Source organism: Labrys neptuniae (assembly GCF_040797145.1).
Lineage (GTDB): Bacteria > Pseudomonadota > Alphaproteobacteria > Rhizobiales > Labraceae > Labrys > Labrys neptuniae.
Map to the genome: position 1 here is coordinate 1 of NZ_JBFNQD010000006.1, position 18,368 is coordinate 18,368.

General features: G+C 64.8%; 14 protein-coding genes. 5 read left to right on the forward strand and 9 right to left on the reverse strand.

Annotated features, from left to right (window positions below; translation table 11 throughout):
- Nucleotides 1-173: 173 nt before the first annotated feature.
- The 4 genes from ABXS05_RS17985 to ABXS05_RS18000 form a co-directional block, all read right to left on the reverse strand.
- Nucleotides 174-2,243 (reverse strand): oxidoreductase, encoded by a 2,070-nt coding sequence (locus tag ABXS05_RS17985; protein ID WP_367624898.1) that lies wholly within the window; start codon nucleotides 2,241-2,243, stop codon nucleotides 174-176.
- A gap of 266 nt (nucleotides 2,244-2,509) precedes the next feature.
- Nucleotides 2,510-2,848, reverse strand: a complete 339-nt coding sequence (locus ABXS05_RS17990) for an HdeA/HdeB family chaperone (protein ID WP_068294318.1) — start codon at nucleotides 2,846-2,848, stop codon at nucleotides 2,510-2,512.
- Nucleotides 2,849-3,700: 852 nt separating this feature from the next.
- Nucleotides 3,701-4,033: a YMGG-like glycine zipper-containing protein gene (locus tag ABXS05_RS17995; RefSeq protein ID WP_068294316.1), complete on the reverse strand. Its 333-nt coding sequence runs from the start codon at nucleotides 4,031-4,033 to the stop codon at nucleotides 3,701-3,703.
- A 210-nt stretch (nucleotides 4,034-4,243) separates the two neighbouring features.
- A complete protein-coding gene (locus ABXS05_RS18000; RefSeq protein ID WP_311940615.1) occupies nucleotides 4,244-5,164 on the reverse strand; it encodes a LysR family transcriptional regulator in 921 nt (306 codons plus the stop codon).
- 212 nt (nucleotides 5,165-5,376) lie between these two features.
- Between ABXS05_RS18000 and ABXS05_RS18005 the strand changes: the two genes are divergently transcribed.
- Nucleotides 5,377-6,735, forward strand: a complete 1,359-nt coding sequence (locus ABXS05_RS18005) for an MFS transporter (protein ID WP_367624899.1) — start codon at nucleotides 5,377-5,379, stop codon at nucleotides 6,733-6,735.
- A gap of 51 nt (nucleotides 6,736-6,786) precedes the next feature.
- Nucleotides 6,787-7,755 carry an agmatinase gene (gene speB / locus ABXS05_RS18010; RefSeq protein WP_367624900.1) on the forward strand — a complete coding sequence of 323 codons (969 nt, stop codon included), beginning with the start codon at nucleotides 6,787-6,789 and terminating at the stop codon, nucleotides 7,753-7,755.
- A gap of 39 nt (nucleotides 7,756-7,794) precedes the next feature.
- Here speB and ABXS05_RS18015 read toward each other — a convergent pair whose 3' ends face one another.
- Genes ABXS05_RS18015 through ABXS05_RS18035 form a run of 5 tightly spaced genes read right to left on the reverse strand, consistent with a single transcriptional unit; the run spans nucleotide 7,795 to nucleotide 13,087 of the window.
- On the reverse strand, nucleotides 7,795-8,619 hold the full coding sequence (locus tag ABXS05_RS18015; RefSeq protein WP_367625116.1) for an ATP-binding cassette domain-containing protein: 825 nt from the start codon (nucleotides 8,617-8,619) through the stop codon (nucleotides 7,795-7,797).
- A 14-nt stretch (nucleotides 8,620-8,633) separates the two neighbouring features.
- On the reverse strand, nucleotides 8,634-9,530 hold the full coding sequence (locus ABXS05_RS18020; RefSeq protein WP_367624901.1) for an energy transducer TonB family protein: 897 nt from the start codon (nucleotides 9,528-9,530) through the stop codon (nucleotides 8,634-8,636).
- Nucleotides 9,531-9,538: 8 nt separating this feature from the next.
- Entirely contained in the window at nucleotides 9,539-9,994 is a 456-nt protein-coding gene (exbD, locus tag ABXS05_RS18025; RefSeq protein ID WP_311940604.1) for a TonB system transport protein ExbD, read from the reverse strand.
- A gap of 4 nt (nucleotides 9,995-9,998) precedes the next feature.
- Nucleotides 9,999-10,886 carry a tonB-system energizer ExbB gene (gene exbB, locus ABXS05_RS18030; RefSeq protein WP_437178677.1) on the reverse strand — a complete coding sequence of 296 codons (888 nt, stop codon included), beginning with the start codon at nucleotides 10,884-10,886 and terminating at the stop codon, nucleotides 9,999-10,001.
- Entirely contained in the window at nucleotides 10,880-13,087 is a 2,208-nt protein-coding gene (locus ABXS05_RS18035; RefSeq protein WP_376717736.1) for a TonB-dependent siderophore receptor, read from the reverse strand. Before ABXS05_RS18035 ends, exbB begins: the two co-directional genes overlap by 7 nt.
- A 428-nt stretch (nucleotides 13,088-13,515) precedes the next feature.
- Here ABXS05_RS18035 and ABXS05_RS18040 point away from each other — a divergent pair, with 428 nt between their 5' ends.
- The 3 genes from ABXS05_RS18040 (at nucleotide 13,516) to ABXS05_RS18050 (ending at nucleotide 18,271) form a co-directional block, all read left to right on the forward strand.
- Entirely contained in the window at nucleotides 13,516-14,442 is a 927-nt protein-coding gene (locus ABXS05_RS18040; protein WP_367624903.1) for an ABC transporter substrate-binding protein, read from the forward strand.
- The gene (fhuB, locus tag ABXS05_RS18045) at nucleotides 14,429-16,411 is read left to right on the forward strand and encodes a Fe(3+)-hydroxamate ABC transporter permease FhuB (protein WP_367624904.1); all 1,983 of its coding nucleotides are present in this window, start codon (nucleotides 14,429-14,431) and stop codon (nucleotides 16,409-16,411) included. The genes ABXS05_RS18040 and fhuB overlap by 14 nt, the downstream gene beginning before the upstream one ends.
- 141 nt (nucleotides 16,412-16,552) lie before the next feature.
- Nucleotides 16,553-18,271 carry an ABC transporter ATP-binding protein gene (locus tag ABXS05_RS18050; protein ID WP_367624905.1) on the forward strand — a complete coding sequence of 573 codons (1,719 nt, stop codon included), beginning with the start codon at nucleotides 16,553-16,555 and terminating at the stop codon, nucleotides 18,269-18,271.
- Nucleotides 18,272-18,368: the final 97 nt, after the last annotated feature.

Below are 18,368 nucleotides of genomic sequence, written 5' to 3' on the forward strand. Positions count from 1 at the left end.
CTTGTCCGTGAAGCGACACGTCAGCGCCGCCGCTCAATCCGCGGCAACGCCGTCCGTCGATGGCCGCTGTATAGAGGCACCCAAGCCGAACTGTCAACACTGAAAACATCACTTTTTTGCAGAACCGTCATGCAAGCTTTGCACCCCCGTGAAGCTTGACTCGAATCGTGTTTCTAAGCTCGCGCGAGCGCGGTTATTTCGCGCCTGAACGGCAGCGCATCGCCGATGTCGGGCTCGTCCAGTTCACGGGCATAGCGGTGCCCCGCATAGGTCGCCCAGGCAATCGGCCCCGGCGCCTCGGCATCGCCGATCACTTTGATGGAGCGGATGCCGCTGCCGGCCCATTCGTCCTGCCGCGCCGTGAGGGCCTGCCATAGCTCGTCCTTCTGCTGGCGCGCGGTGACCAGCACGACTCCATCGGCCTCCAGCCTTGCTTCGGCCCCGGTATAGCTGCAGGCCGTGACCACAACGTCGGCATCGATGCGCGCCACCGTCCGGTTGAGCACGATCTCGACCCCATGCTCGACGAGCCTGCGGTGGATGGCACCCTGCTCCAGCGTGTTGCGCGTCCAGTCGGAGACATAGGCGGAGGGGGTCACCAGCGTTACGCTCGCGCCCTGCCGTGCCAGCAATTCGGCGAGCACGCCGCCCATGTAGTAGTGATCGTCGTCGAACAGCACGATCCGGCCGGGCGGCAGCCGCCCCTCCATCAGGTCATCGGGCGTGAACACCGGCATGGCCGGATCGATCGGCATCGGCACGACATGGGCGCGCGCCACGCCGTCCCGGCGCCAGGTCGAGCCGGTGGCAAGCGCGACATGCTCGAAGCCGAAACCGAGAATGTCGTCGGCCGACAGGCGGCTGTCGAAATAGATCTCGACATTCTGCATCTGGCTGAGCTGGTACTGGCGATAGTCACGCACGCGGCCCCAGGCCGACAGGCCCGGCAATCTGCATTCGCGCGCCACCCGGCCGCCAAGCTCGGCGCCGGCCTCGGCGAGAATCACCTTGTAGCCGCGCATCCCCAAGGCGCGCGCCGCTTCGAGCCCCGCCGGCCCCGCACCGACGATCAGCACGCTTTCGCCGGCGCCCTTGGCCTGCATGCGCTCAGGATGCCAGCCCTTGCGCCATTCCTCCATGAAGGTGGGGTTCTGGGTACAGCGCGAGATCGACATCGTCATGTCGCCGGTGATGCAGATATTGCAGCCAATGCATTCGCGGATGTCCTCGATCCGGCCCTCCTCTACCTTCCTGGGCAGGAAGGGATCGGCAATGGAGGGACGGGCGCAGCCGATGAAATCGAGCGTGCCGGAGCGGATCATCCGGGCCATCACGTCCGGCGAGGTGAAGCGACCGACGCCGACGACGGGCTTGGGGGTCAGTTTCTTGATGCCCGCGACCAGGCTTTCCTGCGCCGCCTCCTCCTTGAAGCGCGACGGACCGGAGCAATCCTCCCAGGCACCATGGGCAAGGTCCCACAGGTCGGGCAGGTCGGCATGCATCTCGATCATGTCGCGCACCTCGGCATTGCCGAAGCCGAGCTCGCCGATGATCTCGTCGAGGGAGATGCGCAGCGTCAGCCCGCATGTGTCGCCAATGGCATCGCGCCCCTCCTCGATCAGCTCGCGCATCAGGCGGGTACGATTTTCCAAGGAGCCGCCATATTCGTCCGTGCGCTGATTGGTGGCGGTAGACAGGAAATGCTGGATGATGCCGAAGCCATGCGCGCCATAGAGGCAGACCAGATCGAAGCCAGCCTGCTTGGCGCGCCTGAAGGCATTGCGGTGCCACCGCCTGAGGTCGCGGATATCCTGCCGGTCCATGGCCCGGGCCTGCACCGGATCATTGGTGAAGGTACGAATCGGCAGGGCCGAGGGCCCGCGCGGGACTTCCTTGGTATAGAGATTGGGGCCGTTGATGCCGGAATAGGCGAGCTGGATGCCGGCAAGGGCGCCATGCTCATGCATGGCGTCGGCCATCCTGGCCAAAGCGGGGATATCGGCATCGTCCCACAAACGCAATTCGATGAAGGGGGTGATTTCCGAGGTGTGATGCATCTCGGTCTGCTCGGTGAAGACGACGCCCCAGCCGCCTTCCGACTTGATCCGCCGCATCTCGGCGGCGGCGGAGGGGTCGCGATAGCCATCACCATTGCAATGGGGCACCTGGTAGAACCGGTTCTTGGCCGTCACCGGGCCGATCTTCATCGGTTCGAACAGAATATCGTAGCGTGGATGGCGCATGGAACTCCCCGGGTTCGACGATCGCACCGCCGGGCAGATGCGAGGCGTCCCGATGCCTCCCGAAGCGCAGCGTGATCTGAACGAATTGCTTCAAATCACGATGACGCATCGAACCAGAGCGTTAGAGCAGGCAGCCGCTCGATCGTGAACGCGCTTGCCCTGGAGCATCACCACCAATTTCGGGGAGCCCGCGGCAACGGCAAATTAGAGTTTTCCGATGCAATGGATCAGCTGGGCTGAAGCAGGCGCGCTGCCTCGCTTGCACATCACCGCGCACGCTGCTGAAGCGCCTGGCGCAGCATCACCGCCGCGGCTCCGAGCGTCTCGACAGGATGGGCCTTGCAGTATTCGCTGATCCAGCGGCGAATCGAGGTGCCATCCTCGTCGATCAACCAATCCTCCGCCCGCTCGGCAAGATTTGCCCCGCTGAGGAAGCCGGCAACCCAGGCTGCATAGGCCGTGCCCTGGGTCGAATTGGCGCTTGCCGTCCACCTGTCACAGGTCACGTCCATATAGCCGACGGCCGAGCGTCTTACTTCCTGAGCCAGCGCCGCGCCGGAATGGACCATGGCAGACAGGACGATCGCTCCGATGACACCCCGCATGCCGTCAGCCCGGTCGATTCGTGTTGGCGGACATGGTGCAATCCTTTTCCAGCCGGGCCTGGAGCAAGGCGGTCAAATGCTGGTGCCCGTCCGCCTGAGTTGCCACCGCGAACCGAGACTTTCGCAAAACGGCAAGTTTCATTCGCAGTTGTCGGCGAACAGCCCTCAGACTGTCAACCATCCCGAACGGCCCGTCCCGTTCTTGATCCCGACGCAGCGCAAAGAAAATCTCTTGCCTGCGCACCCAATTGAATGTCTGCCCGCCAAACCAAGATCGCGCCTTGACGGAAAGGCTTCCCCTCTCTGCGGGGCTGCCATTCCCTTGCTCACCTTGTGCACCAGGCACCCATCCATCCTTCATCCACCACCATACCCGCTTCAATTCCCGAAGCGGCCCTGTTCCTTCTGCAACTGATGCGGCGGCCCCTCGATCATGATCGGACCAACGCTTATCGACGATCGTATCTATGCGCTAAAGGGCCTTTTCGGCTTTCCGATGACCAAGCAAGTCTTGGCCCTGTCAAGTCTTGGCCCTGTACTGATTGGTGCCGATGATCATCGGGAAATGCTCCGCAGGTTCCCGCCATTCTGCTGCCAATGATGTGAAGCCGGATTTAGGCGAAAACATGGGTCCGGCTGGCAAGAAAGCCGGCCGAGGCCGTATTTGGCGACCTGTCCGGTCGGGCCGAAATCAAACAGGCAGGACGTCATTTGCCGTGCGGGAGCGCCCGGCCTCTGGGGTGATTTCATCGCAAGAAACCAGACCCCGGGAGCGGACCGGACGGCGAGCCGGCCAAAAAGGCCGGTCGCCGTCTCGCGGATGGAAACGGCCCATCCCGTTCGCAGGCTTTCTCAGTAATAGGCCGTGCAAACCCGGTTGCCATAGGAATCATAGCCCACCTGGGCGCATTGGCGCGGGCCGCCGCCATAGCCATCGTAACCCGGCTCGGGTTCGCGGCTCGGGGTGGTGGCCGCACCCACGGCGGCCCCGCCGGCCGCACCGATGGCACCGCCGATGAGGGCACCGCGCCCCTTGTTCTTCGAGACACCGGCGCCAATGGCGGCACCGGCCACGCCGCCAAGCACGCCGCCACCGACCGCCCGGTCCCCGGGATTGTCCGACGCACACCCCGCTACCGACATAGCGACGGCGCCCGCCAAAACCGTGATCAGAATTTTTTTCATAGATCGGTCTCCGTTTGCCAGATTACCGCTAAGTAATGATTCGGTCGCAATCGTGGCGAGCGTATTTCATCGGTTTATTTTAACCATGCCTGGCGATTGCCAGACCCTCCTTTCAATTTGAATTGAGGTAATTCGATCGATGCAAAATGGTTCAACTTTCCAAGGGGGCTGATCGACTGCTAAGGTCGCCATCTATTTGATAGAAAGACATTATCCAAGCCGCTCTCCCAACCCAGGAAGTGCCAAAGTCGCCGCGAGATCGCGCGTGAACTGGCGGGCCACTTCGGTCGGTTCGGGCTGTACCCGCAAGGCGATATAAAATTGCGACCGCCACACCAGGCCGGGTCCGTCGAGCCTTCGCATCTCACCGCGTTCGACCCATTTGCTCGCGAAATGAACGGGCAGGAAACCGAGGAAACAGCCGCTGCGGATCAGCACGGCCTGCGCTTCCATATTCGAGACCGAGGCCGTGATCAGGGGATCCTGTAGTGCGGCGAGTTCGGCGCGATGCAGATAGGGGCGAACCGTCATGGGATGGCGGGCAATCACCGCCGGCGTGATCTGCGCCGTAGCGCCGGCAAAGAGCGGATGGGCCTGCCCGCAATAGAGGGCATGCTCCTCCACATAGACAGGCGCATAGTCGATATTGGCCTGGCGGTTCGGGAACGGGCCGATGGCGACATGGATGTCTCCGGTCTGCAGCCCCTTGCCCAGCGCTTCGGGCGTGCCGACCTCCAGGCTGAGGCGGACCTGCTGCTCGCGTTCGAAAAAGCGTTGCACCGCCCGATGCACGGGCAAATCGGGGTTGTCCGCCTCGCTGTCAACGATGCCCACCCGCAAATGACCGGTGAGAATCCTGCGCAGGACGCCGAGATTGGCCTCGCAGGTCTCGAGCGAGCCCAGCATGCGCTTGGCTTCATGATAGACCGCCTCACCCTTCGGGGTCAGTGAGAATCCCCCACGTCCGCGCTGGCAAAGCGTGAAACCCAAGGCAAGCTCGAGATCCTTGAGATGGGTCGAGATCACGGACTGGCCCGCGCCCAGAACGGCCTGTGCCCCGCCAAAGCCGCCATGCTCCACCACCGCGCAGAAGGTGCGCAGGTTCCGCACCATGTAGTCGCTGATCCGCATGACGGTCCCCGGGACAGACAGGTTTCGACAGTTTCCCGTTACATCAAAATTCCCGATGTAAGAATTGAAAAGTTCCGAATTATGAATGCATTCATTTGCGGCATCGTCCCCAACCAATCGCCCGGCTGCCCCATGCCCATAGAAGGCACCTCCACCATCCCGGCCGGACGACGCCTTGATGATCCAGCTTCATCCAAGAGGGGACGTTTTCCATGAGCCACCCACACGCCGCGACCACGCCATCTCGGCTCCGAGCCGGTGGCGATGCCGCCACGAGCCCCGTCCTGCGCCGGGCTGCCTTTGCCAGCTTCATCGGCACCTTCGTCGAATGGTTCGACTATGCCGTCTATGGCTTTCTGGCGACGGTGATCGCCGTGGTGTTCTTCCCGGCCACCGACACGCGCAGCGCCCTGATGGCCACCTATGGCGTCTTCGCCCTGTCCTTCATCGTCCGTCCGATCGGCGGGGTGATCTGGGGCCATTTCGGTGACAGGTTCGGCCGCAAATCGACCCTGACGCTGTCGATCTTCATCATGTCGTCAGCCACCTTCGTCATCGCCTTCCTGCCATCCTACCAGACGGCCGGGCTGGCCGCGCCGGTGCTCCTCCTGCTGACCCGCCTCGTGCAGGGCTTTGCCGCCTCGGGCGAATATGCCGGCGCCGCCTCCTTCCTCGCTGAGCACGCGCCCGACCGCAGGCGCGGCATCTATACCTGCCTGGTGCCGGCCGGCGAGGCCGCGGGCCTGCTCGCCGCCTCCCTCTTCGTCGCTCTGCTGCATGCGCTGCTGACCACCGATCAGCTGCAGGCATGGGGCTGGCGCCTGCCTTTCCTGTTCGCGCTGCCCTTCGGCTATGTCGGCGTCTTCATTCGCCGCCGGCTCGAGGAGACGCGCCACTTCAAGTCCCTGGAGGCAGCCCATCACGTGCCGCCGGCACCGGTGCTCGAACTTCTCGGCAAACACCGCCGCCAGGTGCTGATCGCCTTCGGCGGCACGTTGCTCAACGCCGTCGGCTTCTATCTCGTGCTCAGCTACATGCCGACCTATCTGGCCACCGAGCTCGGCATCAGCGAAACCGCCGCATTCCTCGGCTCGACCATCACGCTCATGGTCTATCTCGCCTCGATCTTCGTAATGGGGGCGCTGTCGGATCGGCTCGGCCGCAAGGCGGTGCTGATCGCCTGCTCGCTGCTGTTCGCGATCCTCACCGTGCCGCTGTTCATCGTGCTCTCGTCCGTCAGCTTCACGGGCCTGGGTTCCGGCGGCTTCCTGGCGATCCTGGGGATCTGGGCCTTGTTCGGCGCCCTCCTCGCCATGAATGGCGGCACGCTGCCGACGCTGCTGTGCGAATTGTTTCCCACGCGGGTGCGCTATTCGGGCTTCGCCCTCAGCTTCAACGCAGCGAACGCTTTGTTCGGCGGCACTGCGCCGCTGATCGCCACCTGGCTGATCGGGGCGAGCGGCAGCAAGCTCGCGCCGGCCTGGTTCCTGGTGGCCGCCGCGCTGGTGACCCTCCTCGCCATCGCCATGACGACGGCCGGCCGCGCCGGCTCCACTCTCGACGACGACTAGAAGCGGCGCGGCACAGCTCGCCCCGTCGCCTGAAAACTGCAAGGACCCGCAATGAGCGAACATTCCTACGAAGCCGGACGGCTGAACCTGCCTTTCGTCGGCATCTCCACCTTCGCAAAGCGCCCCTATGTCGCCGATTGGCGCCACATCGACGCCGACGTCGCCATTCTCGGCGCCCCCTTCGACTTCGGCACCCAGTTCCGCGCCGGTGCTCGCTTCGGTCCCCGCGCGGTGCGCGAGGCCTCCACGCTGTTCAGCTTCGGCCATGCCGGCGCCTATGATCATGAGGACGACCGCACCTATCTGCCGGCTTCGGTGCGGATGGTCGACATCGGTGATGCCGACATCGTGCACACCGACACCCAGAAGAGCCATGCCAACATCGAGGCCGGAGTCGCCGCCATCCTCGATGCCGGGGCGATGCCGGTGGTGATCGGCGGCGACCATTCCGTCAACATTCCCTGCATCGACGCCTTTGCGGGGCGCGGCGATATCCATATCCTCCAGATCGACGCCCATCTCGACTTCGTCGACGAGCGCCACGGCGTGCGCTACGGCCACGGCAATCCGATGCGCCGCGCCGCCGAGAAATCCTATGTCAGCGGCCTCACCCAGGTCGGCATCCGCAACGTCTCCTCCACCGCCAAGGAGGGTTATGACGATGCCCGCCGCATGGGCTCGGACATCCTGTCGGTGCGCCAGATGCGCGCGCTCGGGGCCAAGGGCGTGATCGATCGGATCCCGGCCGGAGCGCGGGTCTACGTCACCCTCGACATCGACGGCTTCTGCCCCTCCATCGCCCCGGGCACCGGCACGCCCTCGCATGGCGGCTTCCTCTATTACGAGGTGCTGGAAATGCTGCAGGCGCTGGCGCGCCGCAACGAGGTGGTCGGCATAGACCTGGTCGAGGTGGCGCCCGACTACGACCACACCGGGGGCACCGCGATCCTGGCGGCGCAGATCCTGCTGAATTTCCTCGGCTTCGTGTTCGACGCCCGCTCGGTAAAGGCTGCCGCCTGACCGGAAACGATAGTCGCAGTCGGTTCCGGCGCAGGGCGGCTATAGCACGAAGCTGACCGGTCCCCCGCTTTCGGGATGGGGGATCACACCCATCTCGATGCCATAGATGGCCTTGAGGCAGGCGGGCGTCATGATCTCGGCGGGGGTGCCGCGGGCGATCAGGCGGCCGCCATGCAGGGCGACCAGTTCGTCGCAATAGCGCGCGGCCATGTTGACGTCGTGCAGCACCACGACAACCCCGATGCCGCGTTCACGCGACAGGCGCTGGACCAGGGCCAGCACATCGACCTGATGGGCGATGTCGAGCGCCGAAATCGGCTCGTCGAGGAGGAGGCAGCGCGTGTCCTGCGCCATCAGCATGGAGAGCCAGACACGCTGACGCTCGCCCCCCGACAGCGTATCGACCAGCCGGTCGGCGAAGGGCTCGACGTCGGCCAGCGCCATCGCCTCGGCAACCTTTTCGGCATCGGTCTTGCCGAAGCGCCCGAACGGGCCATGCCAGGGATAGCGCCCGAGTGCGACGAGTTCCTTGGACAGCAGGCTGGTGGCCGGCGGGATGTGCTGGGGCAGGTAGGCGACCTGGCGGGCAAAGGCCCGTTCGCCCCAGTCCCCAAGCAGGGTGCCGCCGAATCGCACCGAACCGGAGGTCGGCGCCTGCTGACGCGCCAGGATCTTGACCAAAGTCGACTTGCCCGAGCCATTATGGCCGACCAACCCGATTACCCGGCCTGGTGCCAGGGACAGCGTCAGGGGCTGCAGCAGCACGCGCCCGGGAATGGCGAAGCTGACGTCTTCGAGCGCGAAGAGATCCGTATCGGCAAGAGCCGGTATCGGAACTGATGCACTCTCTTGCGAAGCGGTCATAGGCATCGGCGTTATCACTTGAAGATGATGGGTATGGTCACGGTTGCGGCACGGCCGCCGGGTGGGGGCGGGACCGAGCCAAGCCGGCGGATGGTATTGACGCCGCTGGTATCCAGGCTTGGATTGCCACTCGAACCGGCGAGGCGAGGAGATGAAACTTGCCCGCTTGCGCTGATCGAAAAGGTTACACGGACCGTGCCCCTTCCGCTTGCCGATATCGAGTTGGCTGCCCGATTTACTCGGGCGTATACGGCGCGCTTCCAGGCGGCGAGTTCGTCACCCGTTGCCGAGCCCGACTGGCGCGGCGCCGCGGGCTGGACCGCCTGCTGGCGAGGGGCGACGACGGTGGGCTTGGGCTGCACCACGGGACGCTGCCGCTCCGGCTCCTTGCGGGGCGCGGGCTTCTTCTTCGGCTTGGGCTGTGGCTTGGGCGCCGCGGGCAGGATCACCTCCGCCTTGTCCTTTGATGGCAGGTCGGGCACCACCTCCGGGGGAGGCTCCGGCGGCGTTTCGGGCTCTACCGTTTCCGGCTGCACAGGTTCAGGCTCCGGTGGCGTCTGCTCCGGCACTTGCTGAGGCTCCACCGGCGTTGGCTCGACCTCCTGAGTCTGCGGTTGCACAGGCTCGGGCTCGACCGGCTGGACTGTCTCGGTCGGCGTCTCCTGCGTCTGCTCAGGCTGAGTCTCGGCCAAGGCTTCCTGGGGCGGCGCTTCAGGCAGAGTGGTCGGAGGGGCCAGATCAAACTCAATAGCCGGCAAGGGATCTCCGGCGGGAGGCGGCCCGACCGGATGCCAATCGCGGGCAACCCAGATACCGGCACCATGCACGAACAACATCACGACCGCTGCCGCCGTCCACAAGGCGACGTTGGGCAGGCTTGCAGCCTTGCCGGCCAGCCTGGACAAAGGCACCTGCTCACTCATTGTTGCGGCGCGGCGCCTGTGCTGACGGCTTGTCCGGTATCCTCGAGACCGACCAGGGCGATCTTGAGATAGCCGGCGTTACGCAGGAGATTCATCACAGCCATGATGTCGCGATAGGCGACGCCGCCATCGGCGCGCAGGAAGACACGCTGCTCGCGGTCCGCCCCCGTGAGCTGGTCGATGGCGGGCTGGAGCTGCTCACGCGGCACGGTGTTTTCGCCGAGCGCCAGGGTCAGATCCTTCTTCACGGTCAGGAAGACCGGCTTGTCCGGGCGCGGCTGCACCTTGGCGTTGGAGACGGGCAGGTCGACGGCGACATCGACGGTGGAGAGGGGCGCCGCCACCATGAAGATGATCAGCAACACCAGGATGACGTCGATGAACGGCGTGACGTTGATGTCGGAGACTTCCGACAGGTCGCCGTCCTGCGGATCCTTGAGGGAGACGCCCATACTGTCAGCCTACCGTCTGCGTGCGCGCGGATGCCAATGTGCGGACCGGAGCGGCGTTGCCATCCCGCTCCACGCCGCGGTCCTGGCGCTCGAGATCGCGCGAGACATGCTGCAGCACCTCACCGGAAGCGTCCGACAGGAGAGCCCGGTAGCCGGCAATGGTGCGGGCGAAGACATTGTAGATGATCACGGCCGGAATGGCGGCGACGAGGCCGATCGCGGTGGCGAGCAGGGCCTCGGCGATGCCGGGTGCCACCACCGCCAGGTTGGTGGTGTGCGACTGCGAAATACCGATGAAGGAGTTCATGATGCCCCACACCGTGCCGAACAGGCCAACGAAGGGGGCAGTAGCACCGATGGTTGCGAGCAGGCCTGTGCCGCGCGTCATGGAGCGACCAGCACGCGCCTCGATGCGGGCCAGCGCGATCGCCAGACGCTCCTTGATGCCATCGGCCGGCAAATCGTCCGAACGCAGCAATTCGCGGTTGGCCGCCGTCACGAGATCGGCGACGGCTCCCTTCCCCGACTGGCGCGACCGGATGGTCTGGGAGGCGGCTTCCAGGCTCTCGGCAGTTTCGAGCAGGCGCGCCGCCGTCTGCGCCCGGCGCTTGGCGAGCAGCAGCTCGACACCCTTGGCCAGCCAGATCGTCCAGGTCACCAGCGAGGCGAAGGCAAGACCGATCATCACGCCCTTCACCACCACGTCGGCCTGCATGAACATGCCCCAGGGGGACAGGTCATGCGGCAGGATACTGGCCGCGGCGGCGGCTGGATCGCCGGCCGGCGGGGGCGCCGGTGCCGGCTGTGCATCCTGGGCGAAGGCCCGAACCGGTACCATCGAGGCAAGCGAAATCAGGACCATGAGGGGCCCGTTGCGGCGAAAATCTACCATGTGTAGCTGGCCTTCAGGGTTGCGACGCGGCCCGCGCCGTAGTTGCAGCCATAGATACCGGAACAGCCCGCAACGTAGCGCTTGTTGAAGACATTGTTCACGTTCAAGGCGAAGTCCCACGCCTTGTATTTGTAATGCATACCGAGATCGACGAGGGTGGCGGCCGGCACCTTGTAGAGGTTCTGGTTGTCGGCATAGGACGAGCCGATGTAGCGAATGCCCCCCTGCAGGCCGAGATTCTGCAGCACCCCATCCTGGAAGGTATAGTCGGCCCAGAGCGAGGCAGTGGTTTCCGGCACCACGTTCGGCCGCTTTCCGACCACGGTGGGATCGGTGTCCTTCTTGATGCGGATCTGCGAGGCGGTGAAGGCCGCCGTCATCTTGAGGGCATCGGTGACGTTGGCCTGTACTTCGACTTCGAGGCCGCGTGAGCGCACCTCGCCGAGCTGGTTGCTAAAGCCGAGATGTTCGGTGTCCGGCGTCACCACATTCTGCTTGGTGAGGTCGTAATAAGCCGCCGTGATCAGGCCATCGAAGAAGGTCGGGCGATACTTCACGCCGGCCTCATACTGAACGCCGGTCTCCGACTTGAAAGGCTGGCCGGCAAAATTCGATCCGATCACCGGGTTGAAGCCGCGGGAAACCGAAACATAGGGCGTGATGCCGTTGGCGAAGGCGTAGGAGAGGCCGGCGCGGCCGCTGAAGGCACCCTCGACCCCGTTGAAATTGGCATTCCCGACCGAGGCGGTGCTGTCCGTCCAGACCCGGTCATAGCGCCCGTTCAGGGTCAGCAGCCAATTGTCGGCGAAGCTGATCTGGTCCTGCAGATAGGCGCCAAGCTGGTGCATGGTATATTTCTGGCGCAGATAGGGCGTTACCACCCCGCCCTGCGGCGTGCCATAGACCGGATCGGTGGCGCTCAGGGGGGTGGTCGTGAAAGTCCCCTGCATCTGGTTGATGGCATAGTATTTGTAGTCGAGGCCGAACAGCAGGTCATGCGCCAGCGGCCCGGTGTCGAACCGCCCTTCGAGCTGGTTGTCGGCCGAGAAGGTGTTGACCGTGGTGTGGTGCGCAAAACCGAGGCGATGAAGCTGGTTGTCGTCGGACACCGGCACGGGAGAGGGCACCCACGGCGTCGAGGAACCGGGAACCTCATAGCCATAAGGGTAGGCGTAGCGCTCGCGCGTATCGAGATAGGCGTAGCGCACGTTCTGGCGGAAGGTCCAGGCATCGTTGAAATCGTGCTTGAACTGATAGCCGATCATCGCCTGCGAGCGACGATACAGGTCGTCCGAGGGTTCGGAGGAATAGAAATCGCGGGAAATGCGCCCGAAGCGGGTCGCCTTCACCGTACCGTAATAGGGCAGGAAGCCGCCGGTATGGTCGAGATCCATATTGGTGTAGTTGGCCAGCAGCGTCAGGCTGGTCGCATCGTTGGGCGTGTAGGTCAGGGCCGGGGCGATGAAGCCCTGGAAGCCCCTGGCCTTGTCGGTTTCGTAACCGCCGCCCGCAATTCGGCCTGTCAGGCGATAGGTCCACACACCGGCTTCATCGAGCTTGCCGCCGAAGTCGAAGCCCGTGGTGGCCTGGCCCCAGCTGTTGATGCCCGCCTCGATCCGGCGCAGCGGCTCATCGCTCGGCCGCTTGGAGACGAGATTGAGGATGCCGCCGAGATTGCCGCCGCCATAGAGCACCGAGGAGGGGCCGCGCAGCACCTCCACGCGCTCGAGAGCGTAGGGATCGACATAAAAGCTGCCAAAGGCATATTGGTAGAGCGGCAGGCCATCGAGGAAGATACCGGTCTGGCTGGCGTCGAAGCCGCGGATGAATACCCAGTTGGTGCGGGGGTCATAGCCATAGGGCGCACCGGTTACGCCGGCCGTGTAGTAGAAGACTTCGTCGAGCTTCTGGGGCTGCCGAGCCTCCAGCTGGTCACGGCCGATCACGGTCACCGATTGCGGAACCTTCTCGATCGGCGTGTCGGTCTTGGAGCCTGCCGTGGTTTTCTTGGCGACATAGCCCGTCACCGGGCTCGTGCCCGTCCCACCACTGACGACGACCGGATCGAGCGCAATCGTTCCGCCATTGCTCCCCTGTTGTGCGGACGCGGCCGTTGCCGCGGCCAGCATCAAAAGGCCCGATGCCGTCCCCATGGACAGCTTGACGCAAACTCCAACCCGCCGGTCCATCACCTCTACCATCCCAGTGAGAGAAACAATATCGCGCGGCACCAAGAGCCTGCAGCGTCATTTGGCAGACGTTTAGACCAACAAGCTTTACCATGTAAACAAACTTATAATAGAATTACTCATACAAGTGAGTAATTATACTTGTTTTGATTTGTACAATTTATAAAGATTCAAAACTGCGCAGGAGCACGAATATTCTCTGTTGCATGCCGTATATTTCAGGTGCCATAAGCCGGCCCTGTCAGTAAACGAGATCTCTTCGAGGGATGGCCGCCTTCGCCTGGTCAAGGCTGGCGCATGCTTCGCTTCCTCTACGCAGCGTTTGCGAACTCGCTTTTTCCGGGGTGCGGTTCGCAAACACTGCAGATGTCTGAAATCCTGCAGGTCTCTTGATCGGCTCATGGCTCGATCCCGGAGATTCTGCCTGGCGCGGAGACGCCGTGAAACTGCTTGCCACCTTGCTTCCGACAGCCTTGCGCCATGCCGCCATCGCTCTGGCGTGCCTGGCGCTCGTCCCGAGCGTCGCGCACGCCCAAGCTGCGGCCGCGCCCGAGCGCCTCGTCGTGCTGGACTGGACGGCAACCGCCATGGTGAGGTCGCTCGGTATCGATCCCGTCGGCGTGGGCGACGCCGATCTCTACCGCATCTGGGTGGGCCAACCGCCCCTGTCGCAGAGCACGGGGGATGTCGGCCTTCGCGACACGCCCAGCCTGGAAGCCGTTGCCTCCCTCAAGCCGGAGCTCATCATCGTCAGCCCTCTCGGTGCCGCCGCGCGTTCCGCGCTGCAGCGCATTGCACCCACCCGGGAGGTGGCGGTCTATTCCGGAACGGGCGATCCCCTTCGCCACGCCGAAACCGAGCTCCAGGCGCTGGCCAAGGTCGTGGGGCGCGAGGCCCAGGCGCAGGCCGTCGTGACACGGGCCGATACCGAGTTTGCGAGCTTGCGCCAGCGCCTCGCAGGTGCGGCCATGCCTCGCCTGCTCGTCATCCAGTTTCTCGACAAGCGCTTCGTGCGTGTCTACGGGCCCTCCAGCCTGTTCGGCGGGGTGTTGCAACGGCTTGGCCTCGGCAATGCCTGGCATGCGCCGACCAATGGCTGGGGCTTCGCCCTGGTAGGCGTGGAAAGGCTTGCCGCCTTTACCGATGCCGAAATCGTGGTGGTCGACCCCTTACCCTCCAAGGTGACGCTCGCACCTGATACGGACAGCCTGTGGGGCAACCTGCCTGCAGTGAAACAGGGCCGCGTGAAGCGGCTTGCCGCGACCTGGCCCTTCGGCGACCTTACGGCGGCGCAGCGCTTCGCCAGTCTCCTGGTCGATGCCATCAGTGGGAACCGCGCAGCGGACGGTGGCAATGCCCGGTTCTGACGCACGCAGCCCCCTGCTTGCCTACACCGTCCTGGGCTCGCTGGCTCTCGTGCTGACCGCCTGGTGCTGGACCACGCAATTGCCGGCCGCGCAATGGTGGGGCGCGGTACTCCATCCCCGGTTCGACGACCCGCAGCAGCTCGTCTTTCATTTCTCCGCCCTGCCTCGCGCGCTCACTGCAATCCTGGCCGGCGCAGGGCTCGGTCTGGCCGGCCTCCTCTTGCAACAGACGCTGCGCAATCCCCTGGCCTCCCCTACCACGCTCGGCCTGGAAGCGGGCTCCCAGCTTGCCTTGACCATCGTCCTCGTCGCCGCTCCCGGGCTGCTCGTGCTCGGACGCCCCGTGATCGCACTGGCCGGCACGCTGCTGGCCCTGGGGTTGGTGATGGCGTGCGCGGCGCGCAATCGCTTCTCCTCCGTCGCCCTGGTGCTGGCCGGCTTGGTGGCAGGGCTGTTCTGCGGCGCACTCACTATCGCGCTGCGCCTTCTCAACCAGGAATATGTCGCCACCCTCTTCCTGTGGGGTGGCGGCTCGCTGGCGCAGCAGGACTGGTCGGCGCCAGTGGCACTCGCGCCGTCCATCGCCGCGCTCTACCTCCTCGCTGCACTCTTGGCCCGCCCCTTCGAACTGCTCGCCCTGGACGAGGAAAATGCACGCGCCCTGGGGGTGCCGCTCGGTGTGGTGCGCTGCGCCGGCCTCTTCCTCGCCGCCTTGCTGACGGCGGTGGTCACCGCCCATGTCGGGGTGATCGGTTTCGTCGGGCTGGCGGCACCGCAGATCGCACGCCTGTCGGGAGCCCGCCGTTTCGCGGCCCGGCTGGTATTGGCCCCCTTGACCGGCGCCCTGCTGGTGCTGGCGGTCGACGCCATCGTCGGACTGCTGGAAGCGGCCGGCATCATCGACCTGCCCACGGGCGCGGCCACGGCCTTGTTGGGCGCCCCGCTTCTGCTCTGGCTTCTGCCGCGCTTGCGCCGCAGCGAGCCCCCCTCCACGCAGCGCTCCCTGGCCACCAGCGCGCGCGACCGGACCCGGCTCCTGCCTTTGCTCGCCGCGCTGCTCGTCCTCGCTATGGCCGGCGCCTTGCTGATCGGCCATGGCAGTGCCGGCTGGTGGCTGACCCCGCCGGCAGACTTAGCCCTGGTCGAGCCCTGGCGGGCTCCACGCGCCTCGATTGCCGCCCTGGCCGGTGCCATGCTCGCCACTTCGGGCTTGCTGCTGCAGCGGATATCGGGAAATCCGCTGGCCGGACCCGAGGTGCTCGGCATCGGCACCGGTGTTGCCTTCGGCATGGCCCTGGCGATGATCCTGGGCCAGACGGCCGGCCTGGCTGCTCACACGGCGGCCGGCGCGGCCGGGGGTTTTCTTGCGCTTTTCCTGGTGCTGATGGTGGGCCGGCGCAGCGGCTTCGCCCCCGACCAGGTCCTGCTCACCGGCCTTGCCCTCTCGGCCCTGCTCGACGTCGTCATCGTCGCCTTCCTCGCGCTGGGCGATCCGCGCGCGCCGCAGGTGCTCGCCTGGATGGCCGGATCGACCTACTATGCCGACTGGCCCAAAGTCCTGACGACGGCGACCTTTGCGGCTCTGCTGCTGCCATCCGCCCTGGCACTGACGCGCTGGCTCGACATCGTGCCGATGGGGCCCGTCACGGCCAGGGCCCTCGGCTTGCCGGTCGAGACCAGCCGGCTGGCGATCCTCGCCATGGCCTCGCTGCTGACGTCCGTCGCGGTCATGGCCACCGGCCCGCTCACCTTCGTCGGCCTTGCCGGGCCCCATATGGCGCGTCTCATCGGCTTGCGCCGCGCCTGGTCGCAGATCCTCGGCTCGGTCCTCATCGGCGCCCTGGTCATGGTCGTCGCCGATGCCCTGGCGCGTACGCTGATCGCCCCTCGTGAACTGCCGACCGGCATCGTGGCCGCCCTGATCGGACTGCCCTACCTGATCTGGCAGCTCGGGCGCCGAGCTCGTTGAGGGGTCGAAGACGATGAAGGCCCGAATGGAGGCAATGGCCGCGTCCCGGCGCGACGTGTATAGATCTCCGATCCGTTTTCGTTGCGAGGAAGGCCCTGGCGGCTACCTCTGCATCCCTGCATCTCTGATTGCTCAATAGCCATGGCCTTACTGAAACGCTTTGCCGCCTATTATCTACCCTATCGTGGCCTGTTCCTGCTGGATTTTTCCTGCGCGATCGCCTCCGGCCTGCTCGAGCTCGGCTTTCCCGTCGCGATCAAGATCTTCATCGATACGCTACTGCCGTCAGGCCAGTGGCATCTGGTCACCCTGGCCTGTGTCGGCCTTCTGGCCGTCTACATCGTCAATACCGGCCTGATGGCGATCGTGACCTATTGGGGCCACATGCTCGGCATCAACATCGAGACCGAGCTGCGGCGCAAGGCGTTCGACCATCTCCAGAAACTATCCTTCGGCTTCTTCGACAACAACAAGACCGGCCATCTCGTCGCCCGGCTCACCAAGGATTTGGAGGAGATCGGCGAGATCGCCCATCACGGTCCCGAAGACCTGTTCATCGCGGTGATGACGCTGGCCGGCGCCTTCCTGCTGATGTTCTCGCTGCATGTCGAGCTCACCCTCATCACCGCTCTCGTCGTGCCCGTAACGGCCTGGGTGACGCTGCGCTATGGCGGCCGCATGACCAAGAACTGGGGCGCGCTCTATGACAGCGTGGGCAGCTTCAACACCCGCATCGAGGAAAATGTCGGCGGCATCCGCGTGGTGCAGGCTTTCGCCAACGAGGACCATGAGCGGGCCCTGTTCTCGCGCGACAATCACGATTATCGCCGCACCAAGCTGCAGGCTTATTGGCTGATGGCCGCCTCCAATTCGTTGAGCTATCTGAGCATGCGGCTCACCCAGCTCGCCGTGATGATCGCCGGCAGCTATTTCGTGCTGACCGGCCAGCTCAGCCATGGCGGCTTCGTCGGCTTCCTCCTGATGATCGGTGTGTTCTTCCGCCCCATCGAGAAAATCAACGCGGTGATCGAGACCTATCCCAAGGGCATTGCGGGCTTCCGCCGCTATCTCGACTTCCTCGACACCCGGCCCGACATCACCGACCGACCCGATGCCCGGCCGGCACCGCTGCTCACCGGCGCCATCCGGTACCAGAAGGTCGGTTTCGGCTATACGCCCGACCGACAGATCCTGGCCGATCTCGATCTGTCGATCGCCGCCGGCGAGACGGTGGCTTTCGTCGGGCCTTCGGGCGCCGGCAAGACCACGATCTGCTCGCTCCTGCCCCGCTTCTATGACGTCACGCAGGGCGCCATCACCATCGACGGCATCGACATCAGGGATCTCACCCTGCGCTCGCTGCGCAGCCAGATCGGCATCGTGCAGCAGGACGTCTTCCTGTTCGGCGGCACCATCCGTGAGAACATTGCCTATGGCCGCCTCGAAGCGAGCGAAGACGAAATCCTCGAGGCAGCCCGCCGCGCCCGTCTCGACGGCGTGATCGCCTCGCTGCCCAATGGCCTGGACACCCTGATCGGCGAACGCGGCGTCAAGCTGTCGGGCGGCCAGAAGCAGCGCCTGGCCATTGCCCGCATGTTCCTGAAGAACCCGCCGATCCTGATCCTCGACGAGGCGACCTCGGCGCTCGACACCGAGACCGAACTCGCCATCCAGCAGGCCCTCGCCGAGCTTTCCAAGGGGCGCACCACCCTGGTGATCGCCCACCGCCTGGCGACGATCAAGAATGCCGACCGCATCCTCGTCGTCGACCGCGGCGGCATCGTCGAGCAGGGGCGCCATAGCGATCTCCTCGACAAGTCCGGAATCTATGGGCGACTGCACCGGGCGCAATTTGCCTGACGCCTTGGGAAGACAGGCACGGCAGCAAATCGGGCCTGTCCTTCCAACGACATCGACTGGGAACGACCTCATATTACTTTCGGAATGCTCGCATTCT